The following is an 18,713-nucleotide window of genomic DNA, read 5'->3' as shown; positions in this document are numbered from 1 at the left end:
AAATTTCTCCGATGCGGAGGCAATCGGTAGGGTAAAAACGTGGGGCCGGACAAGCCATGATTCAGGACGATCAAAGATCCTGAACGATCCGCAGCCCTGAAGACGAGGAACGCTCAACAGATGTCGGGGACTTCCCCGTCCATCGCGCGATACTGCGCGCAGGCCGGAGAAGTCTGACGCAATTCGGCAGGAGGGCAGAATGCTGAGGCTTGTACGCTTCAAAGCCACAGACCGCGTGCTGCTGATTATCTGTCTGATGTATCTGGTCACGTATATCGATCGGGTGAACATCGGCACAGCGGCGCCGGCGATGCAGAAGGAGCTCGGACTCACCAATTTCGAGCTCGGACTTGCGTTTTCTGCCTTCGCCTACCCTTACGCATTCTTTCAAATCGCCGGCGGTTGGCTGGGTGACCGTCTCGGACCGCGGATGACGCTGCTGATCTGCGGCGCGATCTGGTCGGCCGCGACTGTGGCTATCGGCTTCGTCGAGGGGGCCGTCTCGCTCGTCATCGCCCGCTTCATCCTCGGGATCGGCGAAGGATCGGCATTCCCGACCGCGACGCGAGCGCTGGCGAACTGGATGGCGGCGGACCGGCGCGGCTTCGCACAAGGCATCACCCACGCCTTCGCGCGGCTCGGAAACGCGCTGACGCCGCCGCTTATCGCCTTTCTCATCGTCGCGCTGTCCTGGCGCGACTCATTCGTCATCGTCGGCCTGATCAGCTTCGCCTGGGTCGCCCTCTGGTTCTGGTACTTCCGTGACGATCCGCGCGACCACAAGCACGTCACGCCGGAGGAAATCGCGGCCCTTCCGACCGTGAAGATCGCCGGCGAGCGCAAGGCCGTGCCGTGGCGGCGTCTTTTCAAGCGCATGATGCCCGTGACGATGACGGACTTCTGCTACGGCTGGACGCTGTGGTTGTTCCTCAACTGGATCCCATCCTACTTCCTTCATCAATACCAGCTCGACATCAAGAAGTCGGCGATCTTCGCCTCAGGAGTGTTCTTCGCCGGAGTGGTCGGAGACACCGTCGGCGGCATCGTCAGCGACCGGATCCTGAGGCGGACCGGCAGTGTCTCGAAAGCACGGGTGAGCGTGATCGTGGTGGGCTTCCTCGGCGCCTTTCTGTTCATGCTGCCGGTGTTGTTCGTCACGGATCTCCTCACGATCACGCTGTGCCTGTCGGGCGCCTTCTTCTTCGCCGAACTGATCGTCGCGCCGATCTGGGCCGTGCCGATGGACATCGCGCCCCAGCATTCCGGGACCGCCTCCGGCTTCATGAATTTCGGTTTCGGCCTCGCCGGAATGATCTCGCCGGTGGTGTTCGGCGCCATCATCGACGCGACCGGCCGCTGGGACCTTCCGTTCGTCGCCTCCCTCGGCCTGCTCCTCCTCGGTGCGGTGCTCGCCCTGCGCATGCGTCCCGACGACCCGTTCCTGGACGAGGTCGAGCCGCCGCAGCCCGTCGTCACAGCTCCGGCGGCGGTCAGGCCGAGTGCCTGACCGCAAGCTCTTCTCTCCCTTCGCCTTCCCTCCCGACAGCCGCATGAGGAATCCGCGCGATGTCCGTCGCTCGTCTCAAGGTCCCGGAGCGCTCCAGCGAACGGCAGGAGCCGGCTCCCATCCCGTCGAACCCCGGTGAACAAGACTCCGTCGATGCCGTGATGGCGCGGGCCAGAGCCGCGCAGAGGACCTTCGCGCACGTCGATCAGGAGACCGCGGACGCCGCCGTGCGCGCTCTGGCCTGGTCCCTGTACAACCCGAAACATGCCCGCGAACTCGCCGAGCTCGCGGTGGAGGATACCGGGCTCGGAAACGTCGCCGACAAGATCATCAAGAAGCAGCGCAAGACCTTCGGCACGCTGCGCGATCTGCTGCGTGCCCCGTCGGTCGGCGTGATCGAGCGCGACGAGGCGCGGGGGCTCGTGAAATATGCCAAACCGATGGGCGTCATCGGCGCGGTGACGCCATCGACCAATCCAGGCGCGACTCCGGTCAACAAGGCGATGATGGCCTTGAAGGGCCGCAACGCCATCGTCATCGCCCCGTCGCCCCTCGGCTACCGCACCACCGCCCGCATCGTCGATCTGATGCGGCAGGAGCTCGCCGCGATCGGCTTGGCCGAGGATCTGGTCCAGATCCTCCCCGCGCCGGTGACGAAAGAAGCGACGGAAGCGCTGATGAAGTCCTGCGACCTCATCGTCGTGACCGGCTCGCAGGACAATGTCCGCCGCGCCTATTCGAGCGGGACGCCGGCCATCGGCGTCGGTGCCGGCAACGTGCCGGTGATCATCGACGAGACCGCCGATCTCGACGCGGCGGCCGCGCGGATCCGCGACTCGAAGATCTTCGACAACTCGACTTCCTGCTCGTCGGAGAACGCCGTCGTCATCGTCGATGCGGTCTACGACGCGGCCATCGCCGCCCTGGAGCGGGCCGGCGCCTATCGCTGCACGCCGGAGGAGCGCCAGCGCGTGATCGAGCGGCTCTGGGTCAAGGGCAAGCTCAACCGCGACCTCATCGCCCGCGACGCCGACGTCCTGGCCAGCGCCTTCGATCTGCCCGCTCAGGCGCAAGGCAAGCGCTTCTTTCTCGTCGAGGAGACCGGCATCGGCAGGGACTATCCGCTCTCGGGCGAGAAGCTCGCCCTCGTGCTCACCGTCTACCGCGCCAGTGATTTCGCGGACGCCAAGGAGCGCGTGCGCGCGATCCTCGAGCATCAGGGCAAGGGGCATTCCTGCGGACTGCACACCACGGACATGGACCGCGCCCGCACGCTCGCGGAGGATCTCGATGTGGTGCGGGTCCTCGTGAACTTCGCTCACACCTTCGGCAACGGCGGCGGCTTCAATTCCGGCCTCGGCTTCACCCTCAGCATGGGGTGCGGCTCCTGGCAGAAGAATTCGATCTCCGAGAACCTGAGCTACCGGCACATGATCAACATCACCCACCTCGTCACGCCGATCCCGGAGGACAAGCCGACCGAGCAGGAGCTGTTCGGACCGCATTGGAAGCGGATCGGGTACGAGGCTGAATCTGCCGGGCAGACGGAGTCCGCGCGATGAATTTTCTTGAGCACGTCGCCAAGGCGCGGGTCCTGGCGCCCGCCGGCATCCCGATCCCGCGCGCCGTTCATTGCCGCACGCCGGAGGAGGCGCAGGCCGCCTTCGCCGAACTCGGCCCCTGCATGGTCAAGGCGCAAGTGCCGACCGGCAAGCGCGGCAAGGCCGGCGGCATCAAGCCGGCGAGCACGGACGAGGAAGCGCGCGACCGCGCCGCGCAGATCCTCGACATGCAGATCGACGGGCACGTTGTCGGCTCCGTTCTGCTGGAGGAGCAGGCCCGGATCGCCCGCGAATTCTACGCAGCGATCCTGATCGACACCGCGAGCCGGTGTCCCATGGTCCTGTTCTCCACCGAGGGTGGGATGGACATCGAGGAGGTGGCCGCAACGCGTCCGGACGCTCTGCGCCGCCACCGAGTCGATCGCGACAGCGGCTTCGACGCGGCGACAGCCCGCGCGATGCTGTCGGGCCTCGACCTTTCGGGGGCCGAGGAACAGGTCGTCGGCATCCTTGTCGCGCTTTACGCGACGAGCGGCAGGATCGATGCCGAGCTGATCGAAATCAACCCGCTCGCGCTCCTCGCCGATGGCCGCGTCGTCGCGCTCGACTGCAAGCTCACGCTCGACGATTCGGCCGCCTTCCGGCAGACCGATCTCGCAGGGTCGGCGGCGGAAGAGCCGATGACCGACCTCGAGCGTGAGGGAGCCGCCAACGGGCTCAAGTTCATCCAGCTCGACGGCGATGTCGGCGTGCTCGCCAACGGCGCCGGGCTGACCATGACGACGATGGACGTGATCAGCCATTGCGGCGGCCGTCCGGCGAACTTCCTGGAGATCGGCGGCGAGGCCTACACCAAGTCGGAAGCCGCGCTAAAGCTGGTGCTCTCCAATCCCGGGGTCAAAAGCCTCGTCGTCAATTTCTGCGGTGCCTTCGCCCGGACCGATGTGATGGCCGAGGGCGTCGTCACGGCCTGGAAGCGGCTCGCTCCGGACATCCCCGTCTTCTTCTCGATCCACGGCACCGGCGAGGACGAGGCGGTCCGTCTCGTCCGAGAGGGGCTCGGCCAGGAGCCCTTCGACCTCATGGAGGATGCGGTCCAGGCGGCCGTCGATGCCGCCCACGCGGCGGAACGCTCGGTCACACATGCGCAAGCGAGCGGGGGAGCCGCCCGATGATCATCTATCGTCAAACCGCCCGCGTGCTCGTTCAGGGCATCACCGGTAAGCAGGGCACCTTCTGGACCCAGAAGATGATGGAGTGCGGCACGCAGGTCGTCGCCGGCGTCAATCCGAAGCGAGCGGGCGAGCAGCATCTCGGGGTGCCGGTCTACGCCACGGCGCAGGCCGCCAGGGCCGAGAGCCCGTTCGACGTGGCGGTGATGTTCATTCCGCCGGCCATGGCCCGCGAGGCCGCCCTTGATGCGATCGAGGCCGGGGCCCGGACGGTGGTGATCCTGACGGAACATATTCCCTCACTCGACGTCATCGCGATTCACCACGCAGCGGCGCGGCACCGGACCCGCATCATCGGACCGAACACCGCCGGGATCGTCACGCCGGGGGAGGGGTTCGTCGGCATCATGCCGGGGCATAACCCGAACATCTTCCAGCCGGGCCAGATCGGCGTGATCTCGCGATCCGGCAGCCTCGGCACACTGATCTGCCTCAACCTCACCCGCGCGGGTCTCGGTCAGTCGGCCTTCCTCGGCATCGGTGGCGATCCGATGATCGGTACGACGACACGCGACGCTCTTCAGGCCCTCGACGAGGACCCGCGCACCCGCGCCATCGTGCTCGTCGGAGAGATCGGCGGCGCGATGGAGGAAGCGGCGGCGGAATACGCGGCCGGCATGGCGAAGCCCGTCGTGTCCTTCATCGCCGGACGCGCCTCGCCGCCCGGCAAGAAGATGGGGCACGCTGGCGCGATCGTTTCCGGCACTCTGGGCAGCTACGAGGGCAAGCGCCGTGCGCTTGAGTCGGCGGGCGTCGCCGTCGCCGACACCCCGGCCGAGATCTCGGGCCTGCTCGGCGCCGGCCCGGGCAACGGACTGCCCCGGTCTACGGCTCACGCCCTCCCGGCTTGACGCCGCTCTCGGGGGCTCCCGCGGCGGGAAAATCCCATACGAAAAGGCGCCGCGAATCCACCGCGGCGCCTTAGTGCCAGATGACGGATACTTGTCGCGGCGGGCTCAGACACCGACGACGGTTCTGAGATGCCCGAACAGCGCGGCGACGCTGCTGAATTTCTCCGCCACGGCCGGATCGAAATAGATCGCCCGCGCGGCGACGATCGCGACCACCGCCGCCCAGAACAAGCCGACTCCGGATCGCAGGGCGATGCGCGATGCGGTGGTGGGCTCTTCGTCGATCGCTTGAGCGACGGGCTCGCCGAAGGAGTCGAACTGAACGGGACGCATGGCAACCGGTGGGATGGCAGCCGACTGGGCTGCGGAGAGGCCGAAAGACAGCTTTACAGATCGGTCGAGCATAACCCTGAAACAATGGCGGCGTTTTTCGTATTTCCTGCGCGTTCGAGAGACTTCTTCTCCCGTGCGCCCCCCTGAGAGAAGTTTTCTCCTTCTGTCGTCAGCAGCCCGGTTTCCTGCGGAAATCGCCCATGCAAGGACGGGCTGCCCCGGCTCGGCTTCAAGGTCGGGGCGCGTGGAAATCTCGGCATATTTCGCGGCCTATTGCCGTGTCTCGACATCACCCGCAGGGTGGATCGCGGTATCGGTCACCGCGCCCGACCGGTCGGCTCCTCGCGCCGGACGGGAAGAGGCGGACACGATCAGGAGGGACGGACCATGGCGCTCTATCGCTTGGGCGAGCACGCCCCGCATATCGCGGATGCGAACCGGATCTGGATCGCCCCGGGCGCCCACGTCATCGGCCGGGTGCGGATCGGCCTCGATGTCGGCATCTGGTTCGGCGCGGTGATCCGCGGCGACAACGATCCGATCGAGATTGGCGACCGCACCAACATCCAGGACGGGGCAGTGCTGCACGCCGATCCGGGCTTCCCGCTCACGATCGAAGCGGGCGTGACCGTCGGGCACGGTGCCATCGTTCACGGCTGTACGATCGGCGCCGACACCCTGATCGGCATGGGCGCCACGGTGCTCAACGGAGCCCGCATCGGCCGAAACTGCCTCGTCGGTGCGAATGCTCTGGTCCGCGAGGGCGCGGAGTTTCCCGACGGCAGCCTCATCGTCGGCGTTCCCGCCAAGGCCGTGCCGACCCGCGATATGGATATCGCCGCGATGACGCGGATGGTGGCCGAGCAGTACGTCCGCAACGGCCAGCGCTTTCTGAAAGACTTGGTGCCCGTCGAGCCGGACCTCCCTTGAGGCGCTCCGCCCCCGAAGGGGTGGATCGAGGCGTGGCGGATCGGCGTGCGGACTCGCTCGACCCTGTGGCGCTGCGAGCGGTCCAGGCGGAACGGACGCTTCCGCTCGGTCACCCCCTCCGAGCCGACAGCGTCGCACGGAGACGCGCGCCCGCTGCGCGATGCGCGGAGCGGGCGCTCGGAGCCGGAGACCGCTGCGGCCGTCCTGTCAGGTCGCCTGGAGGGCGGCCTTCACTTTGGTCGGCGTGAACGGCACCGAACGCACGCGCGCGCCCGTCGCGTCGAAGATCGCGTTCGAGATCGCCGCCGGCACGATGGCGGCCGAGGGCTCGCCCGCGCCCCACGGCTTCTCGGTCGGCCGATCGATCAGGTCGATCACGACTTCGGGCACGTCGGGGAAGGTCAGGATCGGGTAGCTCGCCCAGTCGAGGCTCGTCACCGCGCCCCGGTCGAACGTCACCTCCTCCATCAGCACGCGGCTCACGGTCTGGATGACGTTGCCGTCGACTTGGTTGCGCACGCCGTCCGGGTTGATGATCTGCCCGCAGTCCTGAGCCACGAAGAAGCGCGGCACGCGGACCCGTCCGGTCCGGCGATCGACCTCCACCTCGGCCACGCCGGCCACGTAGGTCCGATTCAGCTCGTACTTCACGTAGGACAGGCCGCGCCCGCGCAGGACGTCGCCGGAGGCCTCCTTCGCCGGCGAGGGCCGGGCCTGCCACTTGGCGATCCCTGCCACCCGCTTCAGCACCTCGATGCCGCGCGGATCCTTGAGGGCGCGCAGGCGGTATTCCAGCGGATCGGCGCCCGCGGCCGCGGCGCACTCGTCGAGGAAGGCCTCGTTGGCGTAGGTGTTCTGCATCCGGCCCGGCGTCCGGATCCACGAGGGCCGGAACGGTGTCGTGGCCAGGCGGTGGCAGACCGTACGCACGTTCGGGAAGGCGTAGGGCAGCGCCGAGTTCTGGATGATGTTGCCCGGCGACATCGTGGTCTCATGCGGCAGACCGGCGAGATCGGCCGCCACCAGCGGCACGTTGCCGGCCGCGCCCTCCGGCACGTGGAATTGCGAGGACCAGGCGGCGACGTTGCCCTGGCCGTCGAGCCCCGCCTTCAGGTCGATCAGCGTCGGCGGTCCCTTCGGGTCCCAGCCGTGCTCGTCGGCCCGGGACCACTGCACGCGCACAGGCCGGCCGACCGCTCGGGCGAGGAGCGCCGCGTCACCCGCCGCGTCCTCGTGGCCGTTGCGGCCGTAGCAGCCCGAGCCCTCGACGTAGATGCAGCGCACCGCCTCCGGCGCCAGGCCGGTCATCGCCGCGAGTTGCTTGCGCAGGGCGTGCGTCATCTGCGAGGCGGTCCAGCAGGTGAGCAGCCCGTCCTTGAACTCCGCGATGGCGCAAGAGGGCCCGATCGAGCCGTGGGTGTGGATGGCAAAGTCGTAGCTCGCCTCCAGGACGCGCGCGGCCTGGCCGAGCGCCGCCTCGGCATCGCCCGTGCTGCTGGTGACGTCGTCCTTCGTCACCTTGGTGGCGCGGACATGCTGCCAGAGCTTGTCCTGCTCGGGCAGGCCTTCCCACCGCGACCACGTCGCCTTGAGCTGCCCGGCCGCCTTCACGGCCGCCCACTCCTTCTCGGCGACGACCGCCAGGAAATTGCCCTGGCGCACCACACGGATCAGACCCGGGATGCCCGCGACCGAGGCCTCGTCCACGCTCTGCAGTTCCGCGCCGATGGCCGGCGGGCGGACGACGCGGGCATGCACCATGCCGGGCACCCGGTAATCCTGCATGTAGGTGAAGCGGCCGGTGATCTTCTCCGGGATGTCGACCCGCGCCACCGACTTGCCGACGAGCGCGAAGGCCGCCGGATCCTTGGTGGCGACGGCGGGATCGATCTTCAGGTCGAAGCGCCCGTCCTTGACGAGTTCGGCATAGGTGAGGCCCGGTCCGCCGGCCTTCGGCCGCACGGTGCCGTTCTCGCTCACCAGCGCCTCGGCGGGCAGGCCGAGGCGTTCGCCCGCGAGCCGAACGAGGCGGGCCCGCGCGGTCGCGGCCGCCTGCCGGATCTCGACGCCGCCCTTCTGGATCGAGAGGCTGCCGTAGGTCGGGCCCTGGTCGGGGGTCAGGGCGGTGTCGCCCTGTACGACGCTGACGCGATCGAGGGGCAGGTCGAGTTCCTCGGCGGCCATCTGCGCCAGCGCGGTCTTGATGCCGGTGCCGAGATCGACCTTGCCGGAGAAGATGGTGGCGCGCCCGTCGGCGCCCAGCGCCAGGAAGCTGTCCACCTGATCCGGCGCAACCGGCTTCGAGAAGCCGTTGGTGGCAACCGGCGCGAAGACCTGCTGCGCGAGGGCGTCGCGGCCGCTGAGCGAGAAGCCGACGACCAGGGCGCCGCCCTGGAGGAGCAGGCTTCGGCGGGAAAGTGTGGGCGCGTTCATCGCTGCAACCTCCCTCAGAGCGTGCCGGCGGCGCGCTGGACGGCGCGCACGATCCGCAGGTGGGTGCCGCAGCGGCAGAGGTTTTGTGCCAGCGCCTGCCGGATCGCCGCCTCGTCGGGCTTCGGCGTTTCGTTGAGCAGGGCCGCCGACTGCATGATCATGCCGTTGATGCAGTAGCCGCACTGCGCCGCCTGCTCCTCGATGAAGGCTGCCTGCACCGGGTGGAGCTTGTCCGGGCCGCCGAGGCCTTCGAGGGTCACGATCTTCGCCCCCGCTTTCAGGCCGGAAACCGGGGTGATGCAGGAGCGCACCGCCTGCCCGTCGATATGCACCGTGCAGGAGCCGCACTGGCCGAGGCCGCAGCCGAAGCGCGGGCCGTGCAGGCCGAGATCGTCGCGCAGCACGTAGAGAAGCGGTGTTTCGGGGTCATCCACGGTCACGCGCGTCGCGTTCCCGTTCACGTCCAGCGACATCTGCTGCGCCATCGGGCGTCTCCCTGGAACTATTCTCGAATGCTGGGCCTATACCCGGCGCGGGGCCGGGGCAACGCGACCGGATCGCAGCCAGCGTCTCATTTTCGCAGCGGCCCGATCCGGCTCGGCGCCGCCAGGGAGGTTCCATGTTCTCGTCCGGCTCCCGCCGTTTGGCCCTCGCCGTCGCGCTTGTTCTGGGAGCCGGCCGCGCCGGCGCCGCCGAACCGATCGCGCAGGATTGGCCGGAGCCCGCACGCAAGGCCGCGGCGGCGTTGGTGGAGAAGTACGGCCCTCCGCAGGAGCAGACGGCGACTCTGCTGATCTGGCACCGTAATGGACCCTGGATCCGAACCGTGGTGCACAAGGTGGGGGCCGAGCACGATTTTCCGGCCAAGCACAGCGACGTCGTGGAGCAGATCCTTCCCTACAAAGTGCCGCTCAACCTCTACAGCGCAGTGGCGACCTTCAACGGCAGCGTGATCCCGGATCGGACCCGAGGCACGCTCACGGCCTTCGGTGAAAGTGAAGCCGGGAACGTGCTCAGCCTGAACCTCGCCCGGTCGGTGGTTCGGGGCGAACTCACACCGGAACAGGCGCGCGAGAAGCAGGTCGCTGCGACTCGGGAAATGGGGGAAGGGAAGACGCCCGAATTGGCCACGAAGCTGACGCTCGAACAGCAGCAGGAGGGTGACGTGTCAGACCCGGACACGGCGATGATCCTGCCGCCGGGCCGCACGCCGTAGCTGCTGTGCCCGCGATTTGGGCCAGTGCCTCAGAAGTAAAGCGCGGCCGGCACGACGTCGGATTCGGCGCACCCATTCCCTCGCGCCGCATCGTTAGCCCCATCGACATGGCATCCGCTGGCCGAGATGGAATTGACAGCACCTTCCGGCGGCGAATAGCTAGGCTTCGACGGTTCCCTTCGGGGATCAAAAGGGAACGCGGTGAGGGGTAACCCGATGCCGCGGCTGCCCCCGCAACTGTGAGCGGCGAGCCTTCCGCCACCATGTCACTGGGCAGCCTCGCCCGGGAAGACGGTGAGAGGGCAGCGACCCGCGAGCCAGGAGACCTGCCGTCAGTCGTGGTCACACGCGAAACGCGTCGGGCGGGGTGTCCTGGCGGGTGTCGAAGCCCCGCCATTCCCGAGAGGAGGCGGTGCGCCGAGGCCTCGTTCGCGGTGACGTGCCACTGCCGTTGCCCGAGGCGTCTCGTACCATGTTGCCTGCTTTTCGCACCCGCTCGCCCGCCGAGCGTCTGCCCGCTGCGCTTTTGCTATCGACCGGCGCTCTCGCTCTGAGCTCGACCCTTCTCGCGGCACAGGAGCGCGCGGCGATCACCACGGAGCCGCATGCCGTCGCGCTGGAGGAGCTGGCCGTACAAGGGACCGGGTCCGGCACACGGCTTCTGGCGCGCACGCCCTACACGGCGGCGCCGACCGGGCTGAATCTCACCGCACCGAGCCGCAGCGGCAGCCGCCTCGACCTCTCGCCGCTGGAGACGCCCGCGAGCGTCGAGATCATACCGGGCCAGAAGATCCGCGAGCGCGGGCAGGAGACGGTGCAGGAGGCGATCACCCAGAACGCCGCCGGCATCACGACGATCGGCGCGCCCGGCAACGGTCTCGGCGCCTACACTTCCCGCGGCTTTGCCGGCGTCAATTCGGTCATGCAGCTCTATGACGGAACCCGGCTCTATGTCGGCGCCGGTACGATCACCTACCCGTTCGACACCTGGAACGTCGATCGCATCGAGGTGCTGCGCGGGCCGGCTTCCGTGCTGTACGGCGACGGCGCCATCGGCGGCGTCATCAACGTCGTGCCCAAGAAGCCGGTCGCCGTCCCGATCAACGCCGCACGCGCCGCTCTCGGATCGGACGGCGTGAAGCGCCTTGCCATCGATAGCGGTGGACCCATCGGCGAGAACGTCTTCTACCGCCTCAACGTCAGCGCCAATCAGGCCGACGGCTGGCTGCGCCAGAACGGCGACTTCGCCAATCTCGCGGTCTCGGGCGCTGTGCTCTACCAAGCCACGCCCGACCTCGCCTTCACTCTGTCGCACGATTACGGCTACCAAGAACCGTTGCGCTACTTCGGCACCCCGCTGATCGGCGGCCGGATCGATCCGCGAACCCGGTTCAACAACTACAACGTCAACGACAGCCGCATCGTCTTCGAGGACAACTGGACCCAGTTCAAGACCGAGTGGACGCCCACCGCCGACATCACGATCCGAAATACGGCGTACCGTCTCGTGTCGGATCGGCACTGGCGCAATGTCGAGAGCTACGCCTTCGTGCCGAGCACAGGCCTGATCCGCCGGACCAGCCCGATCGAGATCTTCCATAATCAGGAACAGATCGGCAATCGCTTCGATGCCGCCTTCAAGGGCGAGCTGTTCGGCCTGCGCAACGAGTTCGTCGCCGGCTTCGACGTCAACCACATCAAGTTCTCGCACACCAACAACTCGCCCTATCGCGGCGAAACCAGCGTCGACCCGTTCGTTTTCAGTCCGGGCATCTTTTCCAGCCTCGACCCGACCACGCTTGGCTATCTCACCAGTTCGAATCAGTACTCGCTCTTTGCGGAGAACCGTCTTGTGCTGTCCGATCAGCTCTCGCTGATCGCCGGCGTGCGCTATGACGCGCCCACGGTCCGCCGGGAGGATCCACGCAGCCCGTCGGCCGGATTCACCAAGGATTTCAGCGCGCTCAGCTATCGCTTCGGTGCGGTCTACAACCCAACGCCGGACAGTTCGCTCTACGCAAGCTACGCCACCGCCGTCGACCCGGTGAATTCCCTGATCACCCTGACGCTGGCGCAGAAGGATTTCAAACTCTCGACCGGCGAGCAAATCGAGATCGGCTACAAGCAGTCGTTCTGGGAAGGCCGCGGCGAGTTCACCTTGGCCGGTTACCGGATCAAGAAGGACAACTTGCTGACGGTGGATCCGCTGCGGCCGTCCGTCTCGGTTCAGGTCGGCAGCCAATCCTCGCACGGTGTCGAGGCGTTCGCCTCGCTCGGCCTGTGGGAGAATTGGCGCGTAGAGGGCAACATCGCGCTGCTTCACGCGCAGTACGACGATTTCCAGCAGGCTGTCGGCAGCACGGCCGTCAACTTCGCCGGAAACCAGCCGATCAACGTTCCCGAGCGCGTGGCGAATCTCTGGCTGAGCTGGTCCTTTGCGCCGCGCTGGGAAGCGCGGGCCGGTGTGCAGTTCGTCGGTGAGACTTTCAGCGACTTCGCCAACACGGCCCGGCGGCCGGCCTACGAAGTCGTCAACGCGAGCATCGACTATCGCGTCAGCGAGACTTCGCATTTCAGCGTGCGGGCCTACAACCTGCTCGACAAGGTCTATCCTGTGACCGGGAGTTCGGCGGCGTGGCTGCTGGGGCGCCCGCGCTCGGTCGAAGTCGCATACGCCGTCACGTTCTGAGAACGCCGGCCCCTCCCGTTCGAGCCGGGCGCGTCGGTCCGGCTCGGCGGACGAGCCCTTGCCCTGTGTCGGGGACCAGCCGCCTGTCGATCCCGTTTCAGGTCCGTTGCCCGTCGAATGTCCGTTCCGAAGCGGATCGGTGACGGGCGGGGTGCGAGCCTCCTGGGCATGCGCCCTCCCGAGCCGCCGCAGCGGCAAGGCGCTTCTCGATGCGCGTGACCTGCATCGGATACCAGCGGCTCCCCCTCGCGGAAGGGATGCCGAGGGCGTTGAGGGCGTTGGCGACCTGTTCCCGGGTGAGCGCGCCGGCCGCGCGGATCTCGCTGAGGATTGGCGCCACCTCCGCTGCCCGCTCTCGGCTTCTCGACGTGGCCTCGCCGCGATTCAGACTTTCCGCCAGGGGGCGCGGCGAACCCGCGATCGAAACGCCGGTTTCGACGGTCACGGGCGTCACCTGCCGGTCCGCCGTGAAGCGCGCGTAGAACTCGCGGCGCCGTGCCATCGTCTCCGGCGTACGCCTGACGCCGAGACGCGTCTCGGCTTCTGCCACTGCGGCCATGATGCCGAGCGTGTGCTCGCTGACCTCCGGACGGTCGGCGGCCGAAAACCGCAGGTCGCGCGCGCGCAGGTCGCGGCTGAGACGTCGAAGAAAATCGGCATCCTCGCTGAGCGGATCGAGTTCGGCCATGAGGAGCGTCGCCCCGTGACGGAGGCACAGGGAGAGCGCCGCCTGCAGGCCGGGTTGCTGCGGATCGGCCGCGCTTTCGATGACCTCGTCGACCAGCCGACCGCGGCGGCCGAGATGGCGCGAGACCGCCTCGCGCTGAGAGGCTAGGCTGGAGGTCGCCGGTCCGGTACCGGCGGATCGAAGATAGGAAACGTAGGGACCTGGGGACATTGGCGCTGGGCCGCTCTTGCGTCCGTGAGGGAACGTCGTGCCGGCGCGTGAAACCGGGACGGTCCGCCTCGGTCGAACCATTGCCCCGCGACCAGCCCCGATGCGGAGATGTGGTTGTGAACGACAGTTGCGACGCCAGCAATATGAAACTGAATTCCGTTGCCGTTGCGCTCGGCCTCGGCGGCACGGTCCGGGTCGGAGCGAACACCGTCGCGGTGTCCGACCTGATGGTGGTGTTCGAGGCGATCGCACGAACGGGCTCGGTGCAGGGCTTCGCCGATGCACTCGGTCTGTCGTACCGTGCCGCCTGGGCCCGTCTGCAGACCTACGAGGTGGCTCTCGGCCGGCCCTTGGTGCACAAGACCCGCGGTCATGGCACGGCCCTGACCGGGTTCGGTGCGTCGCTGGCGGAAGCGCTCGCCGCCGCGGCCGGCGGGCTCGAGGCCGGCCTGCTCCGTGAGACCCGCGCTGTCGAACATCGCCTGCGCGAACTCCTCACCGGCCGAGCCGGCGTGTTCACCCTCGCCGCGAGCCACGACCCGCTGCTGGTCGAGGTGCTGGGCGAGCTCGGCGGCTTCGAAATGTCGGTCATGGGCAGCCGCGCTGCGGTCGAACGCCTCCTCGGCGGAGGCGTCGATGTCGCAGGCTTCCACTGCGGTGCGCGCGGCCCCGGCGCGGCCGGCCCGCCCTTCTCGTCGATCGACGCGGCCGGTCTTGCCCTTCATCCCCTTTTTGAACGCGAACAGGGCCTTCTGCTCGCGCCCGGCAACCCGCATGGCATCCGCAGCCTGACCGATCTGACCGCCGAGGGCGTGCGCTACGTCAACCGTCAGAAGGGATCGGGCACGCGCGACTGGTTCGACCGCATGCTGGCCGAGGCCGGCCTGCCCGCCAGCGCGATTCATGGCTACGCGGTCGAGGAGTTCACGCATCAGGCGGTCGCCGCCGTCATCGCCTGCGGGGCGGCGGATGCCGGGCTCGGCGTTCGTGCATCGGCCGAGAGACTTGGTCTCGATTTCCTCTCGATCGGATGGGAGACCTACTATCTCGCCGCGAGCCGGTCTCTGGCCGCCTCGGCACTCGACGATCTGATCGCGGCGGTCAGGGCAGGGGCCGGCCGCATGTCCGGCTATCGACCGGGTGCTGCGTCGGCGGAACAGGCAGCTGGCGACCGCCTTTGAGACCTTGCAACCGGAACCGCCCCGTCGACGATGCGGAGGGCGCCGTGCGGGGCGGTCGCTGGCTCAATGAACCCTGCTTTAATCGAGCGGTCACCGTTCCCGGTTCCTTCCGGCCGTACCGCAGGATACCTATGAGCGCCCGGCTTCGGCACGCTGCACCGTGACGCGTTGCAGGATGCGGGAAAGCTGCTCGGCCGAGTAGGGCTTCTGAAGGAGCTCGAAACCGTGGCGGCCTTCCTGGGCCAGCACGTGGCTGTAGCCGGAGGCCAGCACGACGGGCAGGTTCGGGAAGCGCCGCTGAATTTCATGCGCCAGCTCGACGCCGTTCATGCCGGGCATCACCACATCGGAGAACACGGCGTCGAATGTGGCGCCTCTCTCCGCGAGATATTCGAGCGCGGAGGCGGCATTCGCCGCCCAGGTCGTCACGTAGCCGAGATCCTCCAGAATCTGGGTCGCGAAGCGTCCGACCTCGACGTTGTCCTCGACCACCAGCACCTGCTGGCCGTAGCCGCCGGGCTCGACCGGATCGGCCTTGCCGCCCCGCTCGACGGTTGAGGCCTCGGGCTCGACCTCGGGCAGGTAGAGCGTGAACGTCGTGCCGCGGCCGGGGGCGCTGTCGACGGCCACATCCCCGCCGGACTGCTTGGCGAAGCCGAAGACCTGTGAGAGGCCGAGGCCCGTTCCCTTGCCGACCTCCTTCGTGGTGAAGAACGGCTCGAAGACATGGGCGAGCACGGTGGGTTCGATGCCGGAGCCGGTGTCGTGGAGGGAAACCGCGGCGAACGGTCCGGCCGCGGCGGCATGGCCCCGGATGGCGGGCAGCGACACGCCGCATTCGAGGCGCAGCGTCAGTGTGCCTTCGCCCTCCATCGCGTCACGGGCGTTGACCGCCATGTTGACGAGGGCGGTTTCGAACTGGCTGAGGTCCACCTTGACGAAGCAGGACCTGTCCGGGACCTCGGTCACGACTCGGATGCGGGCGCCGGTCACCGTGTCGAGAAGGTCGGCCACGCCGCGCAGGCGGGCGCCGACATCGAGCGTCTCGGGCTTGAGCGCCTGCCGCCGCGCGAATGCGAGGAGCTGTCCGGTCAGCTTGGCCGCCCGGTCCACCGTTTCGGAGACGGCGGTGAGATAACGGCTCTTGCGTTCCTCGGGCAGGTCGGGGCGGCGCAGGAAATCGACCGAGGAGCGGATGATGGTCAGCAGATTGTTGAAGTCATGGGCCACGCCGCCGGTCAATTGCCCGACGGCCTCCAGCTTCTGCGACTGGCGCAACGCTTCCTCGGCCTGCCGGAGTGCCTCGCCCTGCGTCCGCTCGGCGGTGACGTCGCGCCCATACGCATAGACCAGATCGCCCTCGATGGCGGTGCGCCAGGAGATCCAGCGCGGCGTCCCTTCCTTGTGCCGATAGCGATTCTCGAAATCGGTGAGCGGACCGGTGCTGACGGCCCGCTCGAGGGCGGCCTGGGTCAGTTCGATATCGTCCGGCCAGATGAAGGTGCCGAAATGGCGCCCCACCACCTCCGTCGGGCCGTAGCCGAGGATCGCCTCCCAGGCCGGATTCGCCGCCCGGAAGACGCCGTCGGCGCCGACCACCACCAGCAGGTCGCGCGAGTTGCGCCAGACCCGGTCATGCTCCGCCGTGCGCTCGGCGACGCGCCGCTCCAGGGCCTCGTTGAAGCGCACGAGTTCGGCCATCACCTGCTTCTGATCGTCGATATCGGTGCTGGTGCCGACCCAGCGCAGCACCGCGCCGTCGCCGGCCACGACCGGCTGACCGCGGCCCAGGAACCAACGATAGGTGCCGTCCGCCCGCCTCAGCCTGTATTCGCACTGGTAGCTGTCGACGCTCGTCACCGCGGCGAGCCATTCGCGCGCCACACGCTCGCGATCATCGGGATGGACGATGGCCCACCACCCCTCCGCGTCGAGCTGGCCCTGGATCAGGCCGGCATAGGCGTAGACGCGCTCATTGAACCAAGTGGCACGTCCGTCCGCGTCGGTGGCCCACACGAAGTTCGGCAGCACCTGCGAGAGGACACGGAACTGCGCCTCGCTCTCCCGGAGAGCCAGCTCGGCGCGGACCCTGTCGGTGATGTCCACGCTGACAGCCAGCATGGCCACGACCCGACCGTCGTCCGAGCGCACGGCCGAGACGCTGTTGCGAACCCAGACGATCTCGCCGTCGGGACGGACATACCGCTTCTCGATGTCGAACGCGGTCCCGCCGCGCGCCGCCGCCTCGAACGAAGGGATATTGCCGGAGCGATCGTCCGGATGCGTGATCTCGATCATGCGAGAGCCGAGCACCTCGTCACGCGAGCGGCCGACGATGGTGCAGTAGGTCCCGTTCACCTCCGTGAAGCGGCCCTCCATGTCCGTCAGCGCGAGGCCCGCTCCGGCCTGAGCGAAGACGGCTTTGAGGCGTGCCTCGCGATCGAGCAGCGCCGCCTCGGCCTGCTTGCGTGCGGTGATGTCGATGGCCGTGCCGAGCACGCGCAGGCAGCGCCCGCCCTCGAACACGCCCCTTCCCTTGGCGGCGACCCAGCGCACGATCCCGTCCTCCCGACCGACCGTGCGGTACTCCACATCGTAGACGGCGCGCCGGTCCGGATCGGCGGCGGCGGCGTAGGCGGCGCTCGTGGCCTCGCGATCGTCCGGGTGCAGGCCGGCATAGTAGTCGGCCATCGTGACCGGCACGTCGGGCGAGATCCCGAACATCGCCTTCACTCGCGCCGGCCAGAACAGGGTCCCTTTGACCTCGTCGACGTCCCAGAGCCCGATCTCCGCCGCCTCGGTCGCCAACCGCAAGCGCCGCTCGCTCTCGCGCAGTTGCTCCTCGGCTCGCCTCCGGGCCGTGTCGTCGAGGTGCAGTCCGTCCCAGACCAGATAATCGCCGACGGCGCGCGGTGCCGAGACGATCCGGGTCCAGGCGATGCTGCCGTCGGGGCGGCGCATCGGCGCCTCGACATCGAACGGTGCGAGTTCGCGGATGGCCGCCGCCTCAGCCTCGGCGAGACGCTCGCGATGGTCCGGCAGGAAGAGGTCGTAGGCGGCGGCCGGATCGGCGAGCACCGCCTCCGCCGGCAGGCCGGTCATGCGCTCGAAGCCCTGAGACACGTAGAGGAATCGGCGATCCGATCCGTCGCGGGGCGTGGCGAGCTGGTAGACATAGCCGCTCGGCAGGTGGTCGGCGAGCGCCCTCTGGCGCGCCTCCGCCTCGCGCAGGCCGATCTCGGCGCGCACACGTCCCGTCGTCTCGGTGCAGGCGCAGAACATGCCGGCAACCCGGCCCTGCTCATCACGCACCGGCGAGTAGGAGAAGGTGAACCAGGTCTGTTCGTCGTGGCCGCGCCGGTTCATGGTCAACGGCATGTCTTCGGACCACGTCGGCTCGCCGGACAGCGCCCGGTCGATCAGCGGTGCGATGTCGGGCCAGATCTCCGGCCAGATGTCGTGGAAGGGTCGGCCGAGCGCTTCGGGATGCTTGTCACCGAGGATTTCGGCGTAAGCATCGTTGTAGAGGAAGCCGAGTTCGGGACCGAACGCCACGAACATCGGGAAGCGCGAGCCCAGCATCAGGCTGACCGTCGAGCGCAGACAGGACGGCCACGTGCCGGGATGCCCGAGCGGCGAGCGCGACCACGCGTGAGAGCGCATCATCGCACCCATTCGCCCGCCTCCTTCGAGGAAGGGGAAGGCCGTGGCAGTGGCGCTCTCGAACATCAGACCGGGGCAGTTTCCACCATCGCCGAAAAGCTCCCCGCCGCTCGATCCGACTCAGGCCCAGCGTACCGGCACGATACCTGAGGGCAGAATCTGGAGCATAGCAAGTCTGCGCAAACGGCCGTGATCGGCATATTCTTCCCGATGCGCTT

The 18,713-nt window shown here is 68.1% G+C and carries 13 protein-coding genes and 1 riboswitch; of the genes, 8 read left to right on the top strand and 5 right to left on the bottom strand.

Annotated features, from left to right (window positions below; translation table 11 throughout):
- Nucleotides 1-199 precede the first annotated feature (199 nt).
- Genes MPPM_RS01245 through sucD form a run of 4 tightly spaced genes read left to right on the top strand, consistent with a single transcriptional unit; the run spans nt 200 to nt 5,152 of the window.
- Entirely contained in the window at nt 200-1,507 is a 1,308-nt protein-coding gene (locus tag MPPM_RS01245; RefSeq protein ID WP_096483172.1) for an MFS transporter, read from the top strand.
- A 59-nt stretch (nt 1,508-1,566) separates the two neighbouring features.
- Nucleotides 1,567-3,069, top strand: a complete 1,503-nt coding sequence (sauS, locus tag MPPM_RS01240; RefSeq protein WP_096483170.1) for an acylating sulfoacetaldehyde dehydrogenase — start codon at nt 1,567-1,569, stop codon at nt 3,067-3,069.
- A complete protein-coding gene (locus MPPM_RS01235) occupies nt 3,066-4,244 on the top strand; it encodes a succinate--CoA ligase subunit beta (RefSeq protein WP_096483167.1) in 1,179 nt (392 codons plus the stop codon). The genes sauS and MPPM_RS01235 overlap by 4 nt, the downstream gene beginning before the upstream one ends.
- On the top strand, nt 4,241-5,152 hold the full coding sequence (sucD, locus tag MPPM_RS01230) for a succinate--CoA ligase subunit alpha (protein ID WP_173807860.1): 912 nt from the start codon (nt 4,241-4,243) through the stop codon (nt 5,150-5,152). Before MPPM_RS01235 ends, sucD begins: the two co-directional genes overlap by 4 nt.
- Nucleotides 5,153-5,257: 105 nt before the next feature.
- On the opposite strand, the gene MPPM_RS01225 is transcribed toward sucD, so the two are convergent.
- Entirely contained in the window at nt 5,258-5,557 is a 300-nt protein-coding gene (locus MPPM_RS01225; protein WP_244573442.1) for a hypothetical protein, read from the bottom strand.
- A 315-nt stretch (nt 5,558-5,872) separates the two neighbouring features.
- Between MPPM_RS01225 and MPPM_RS01220 the strand changes: the two genes are divergently transcribed.
- Nucleotides 5,873-6,415, top strand: coding sequence for a gamma carbonic anhydrase family protein (locus MPPM_RS01220; RefSeq protein WP_096483165.1), 543 nt, complete (start codon nt 5,873-5,875; stop codon nt 6,413-6,415).
- 207 nt (nt 6,416-6,622) lie between these two features.
- On the opposite strand, the gene MPPM_RS01215 is transcribed toward MPPM_RS01220, so the two are convergent.
- Both MPPM_RS01215 and MPPM_RS01210 read right to left on the bottom strand, forming a co-directional pair.
- Nucleotides 6,623-8,848, bottom strand: a complete 2,226-nt coding sequence (locus MPPM_RS01215; protein ID WP_096483162.1) for a xanthine dehydrogenase family protein molybdopterin-binding subunit — start codon at nt 8,846-8,848, stop codon at nt 6,623-6,625.
- A 14-nt stretch (nt 8,849-8,862) separates the two neighbouring features.
- The gene (locus tag MPPM_RS01210) at nt 8,863-9,333 is read right to left on the bottom strand and encodes a (2Fe-2S)-binding protein (protein WP_096483159.1); all 471 of its coding nucleotides are present in this window, start codon (nt 9,331-9,333) and stop codon (nt 8,863-8,865) included.
- A 134-nt stretch (nt 9,334-9,467) separates the two neighbouring features.
- On the opposite strand from MPPM_RS01210, the gene MPPM_RS01205 reads away from it, so the two are divergent.
- Both MPPM_RS01205 and MPPM_RS01200 read left to right on the top strand, forming a co-directional pair.
- Nucleotides 9,468-10,064 carry a hypothetical protein gene (locus MPPM_RS01205; RefSeq protein WP_096483157.1) on the top strand — a complete coding sequence of 199 codons (597 nt, stop codon included), beginning with the start codon at nt 9,468-9,470 and terminating at the stop codon, nt 10,062-10,064.
- A 153-nt stretch (nt 10,065-10,217) separates the two neighbouring features.
- Nucleotides 10,218-10,412: riboswitch (cobalamin riboswitch) on the top strand.
- A gap of 124 nt (nt 10,413-10,536) precedes the next feature.
- Nucleotides 10,537-12,753, top strand: a complete 2,217-nt coding sequence (locus MPPM_RS01200; protein ID WP_096483155.1) for a TonB-dependent receptor — start codon at nt 10,537-10,539, stop codon at nt 12,751-12,753.
- A gap of 97 nt (nt 12,754-12,850) precedes the next feature.
- On the opposite strand, the gene MPPM_RS01195 is transcribed toward MPPM_RS01200, so the two are convergent.
- Nucleotides 12,851-13,651 (bottom strand): recombinase family protein, encoded by an 801-nt coding sequence (locus MPPM_RS01195; RefSeq protein ID WP_096483153.1) that lies wholly within the window; start codon nt 13,649-13,651, stop codon nt 12,851-12,853.
- A 116-nt stretch (nt 13,652-13,767) separates the two neighbouring features.
- Between MPPM_RS01195 and MPPM_RS01190 the strand changes: the two genes are divergently transcribed.
- Nucleotides 13,768-14,832 carry a substrate-binding domain-containing protein gene (locus MPPM_RS01190; RefSeq protein WP_096483150.1) on the top strand — a complete coding sequence of 355 codons (1,065 nt, stop codon included), beginning with the start codon at nt 13,768-13,770 and terminating at the stop codon, nt 14,830-14,832.
- A 129-nt stretch (nt 14,833-14,961) separates the two neighbouring features.
- Here MPPM_RS01190 and MPPM_RS01185 read toward each other — a convergent pair whose 3' ends face one another.
- On the bottom strand, nt 14,962-18,495 hold the full coding sequence (locus MPPM_RS01185; RefSeq protein WP_432419867.1) for a PAS domain S-box protein: 3,534 nt from the start codon (nt 18,493-18,495) through the stop codon (nt 14,962-14,964).
- Between the last annotated feature and the right edge of the window lie 218 nt (nt 18,496-18,713).

Origin of the sequence: Methylorubrum populi, from assembly GCF_002355515.1 — a bacterium.
GTDB classification, from domain to species: Bacteria; Pseudomonadota; Alphaproteobacteria; order Rhizobiales; family Beijerinckiaceae; genus Methylobacterium; species Methylobacterium populi_A.
This window is presented reverse-complemented; position numbering and strand designations above follow the sequence as displayed.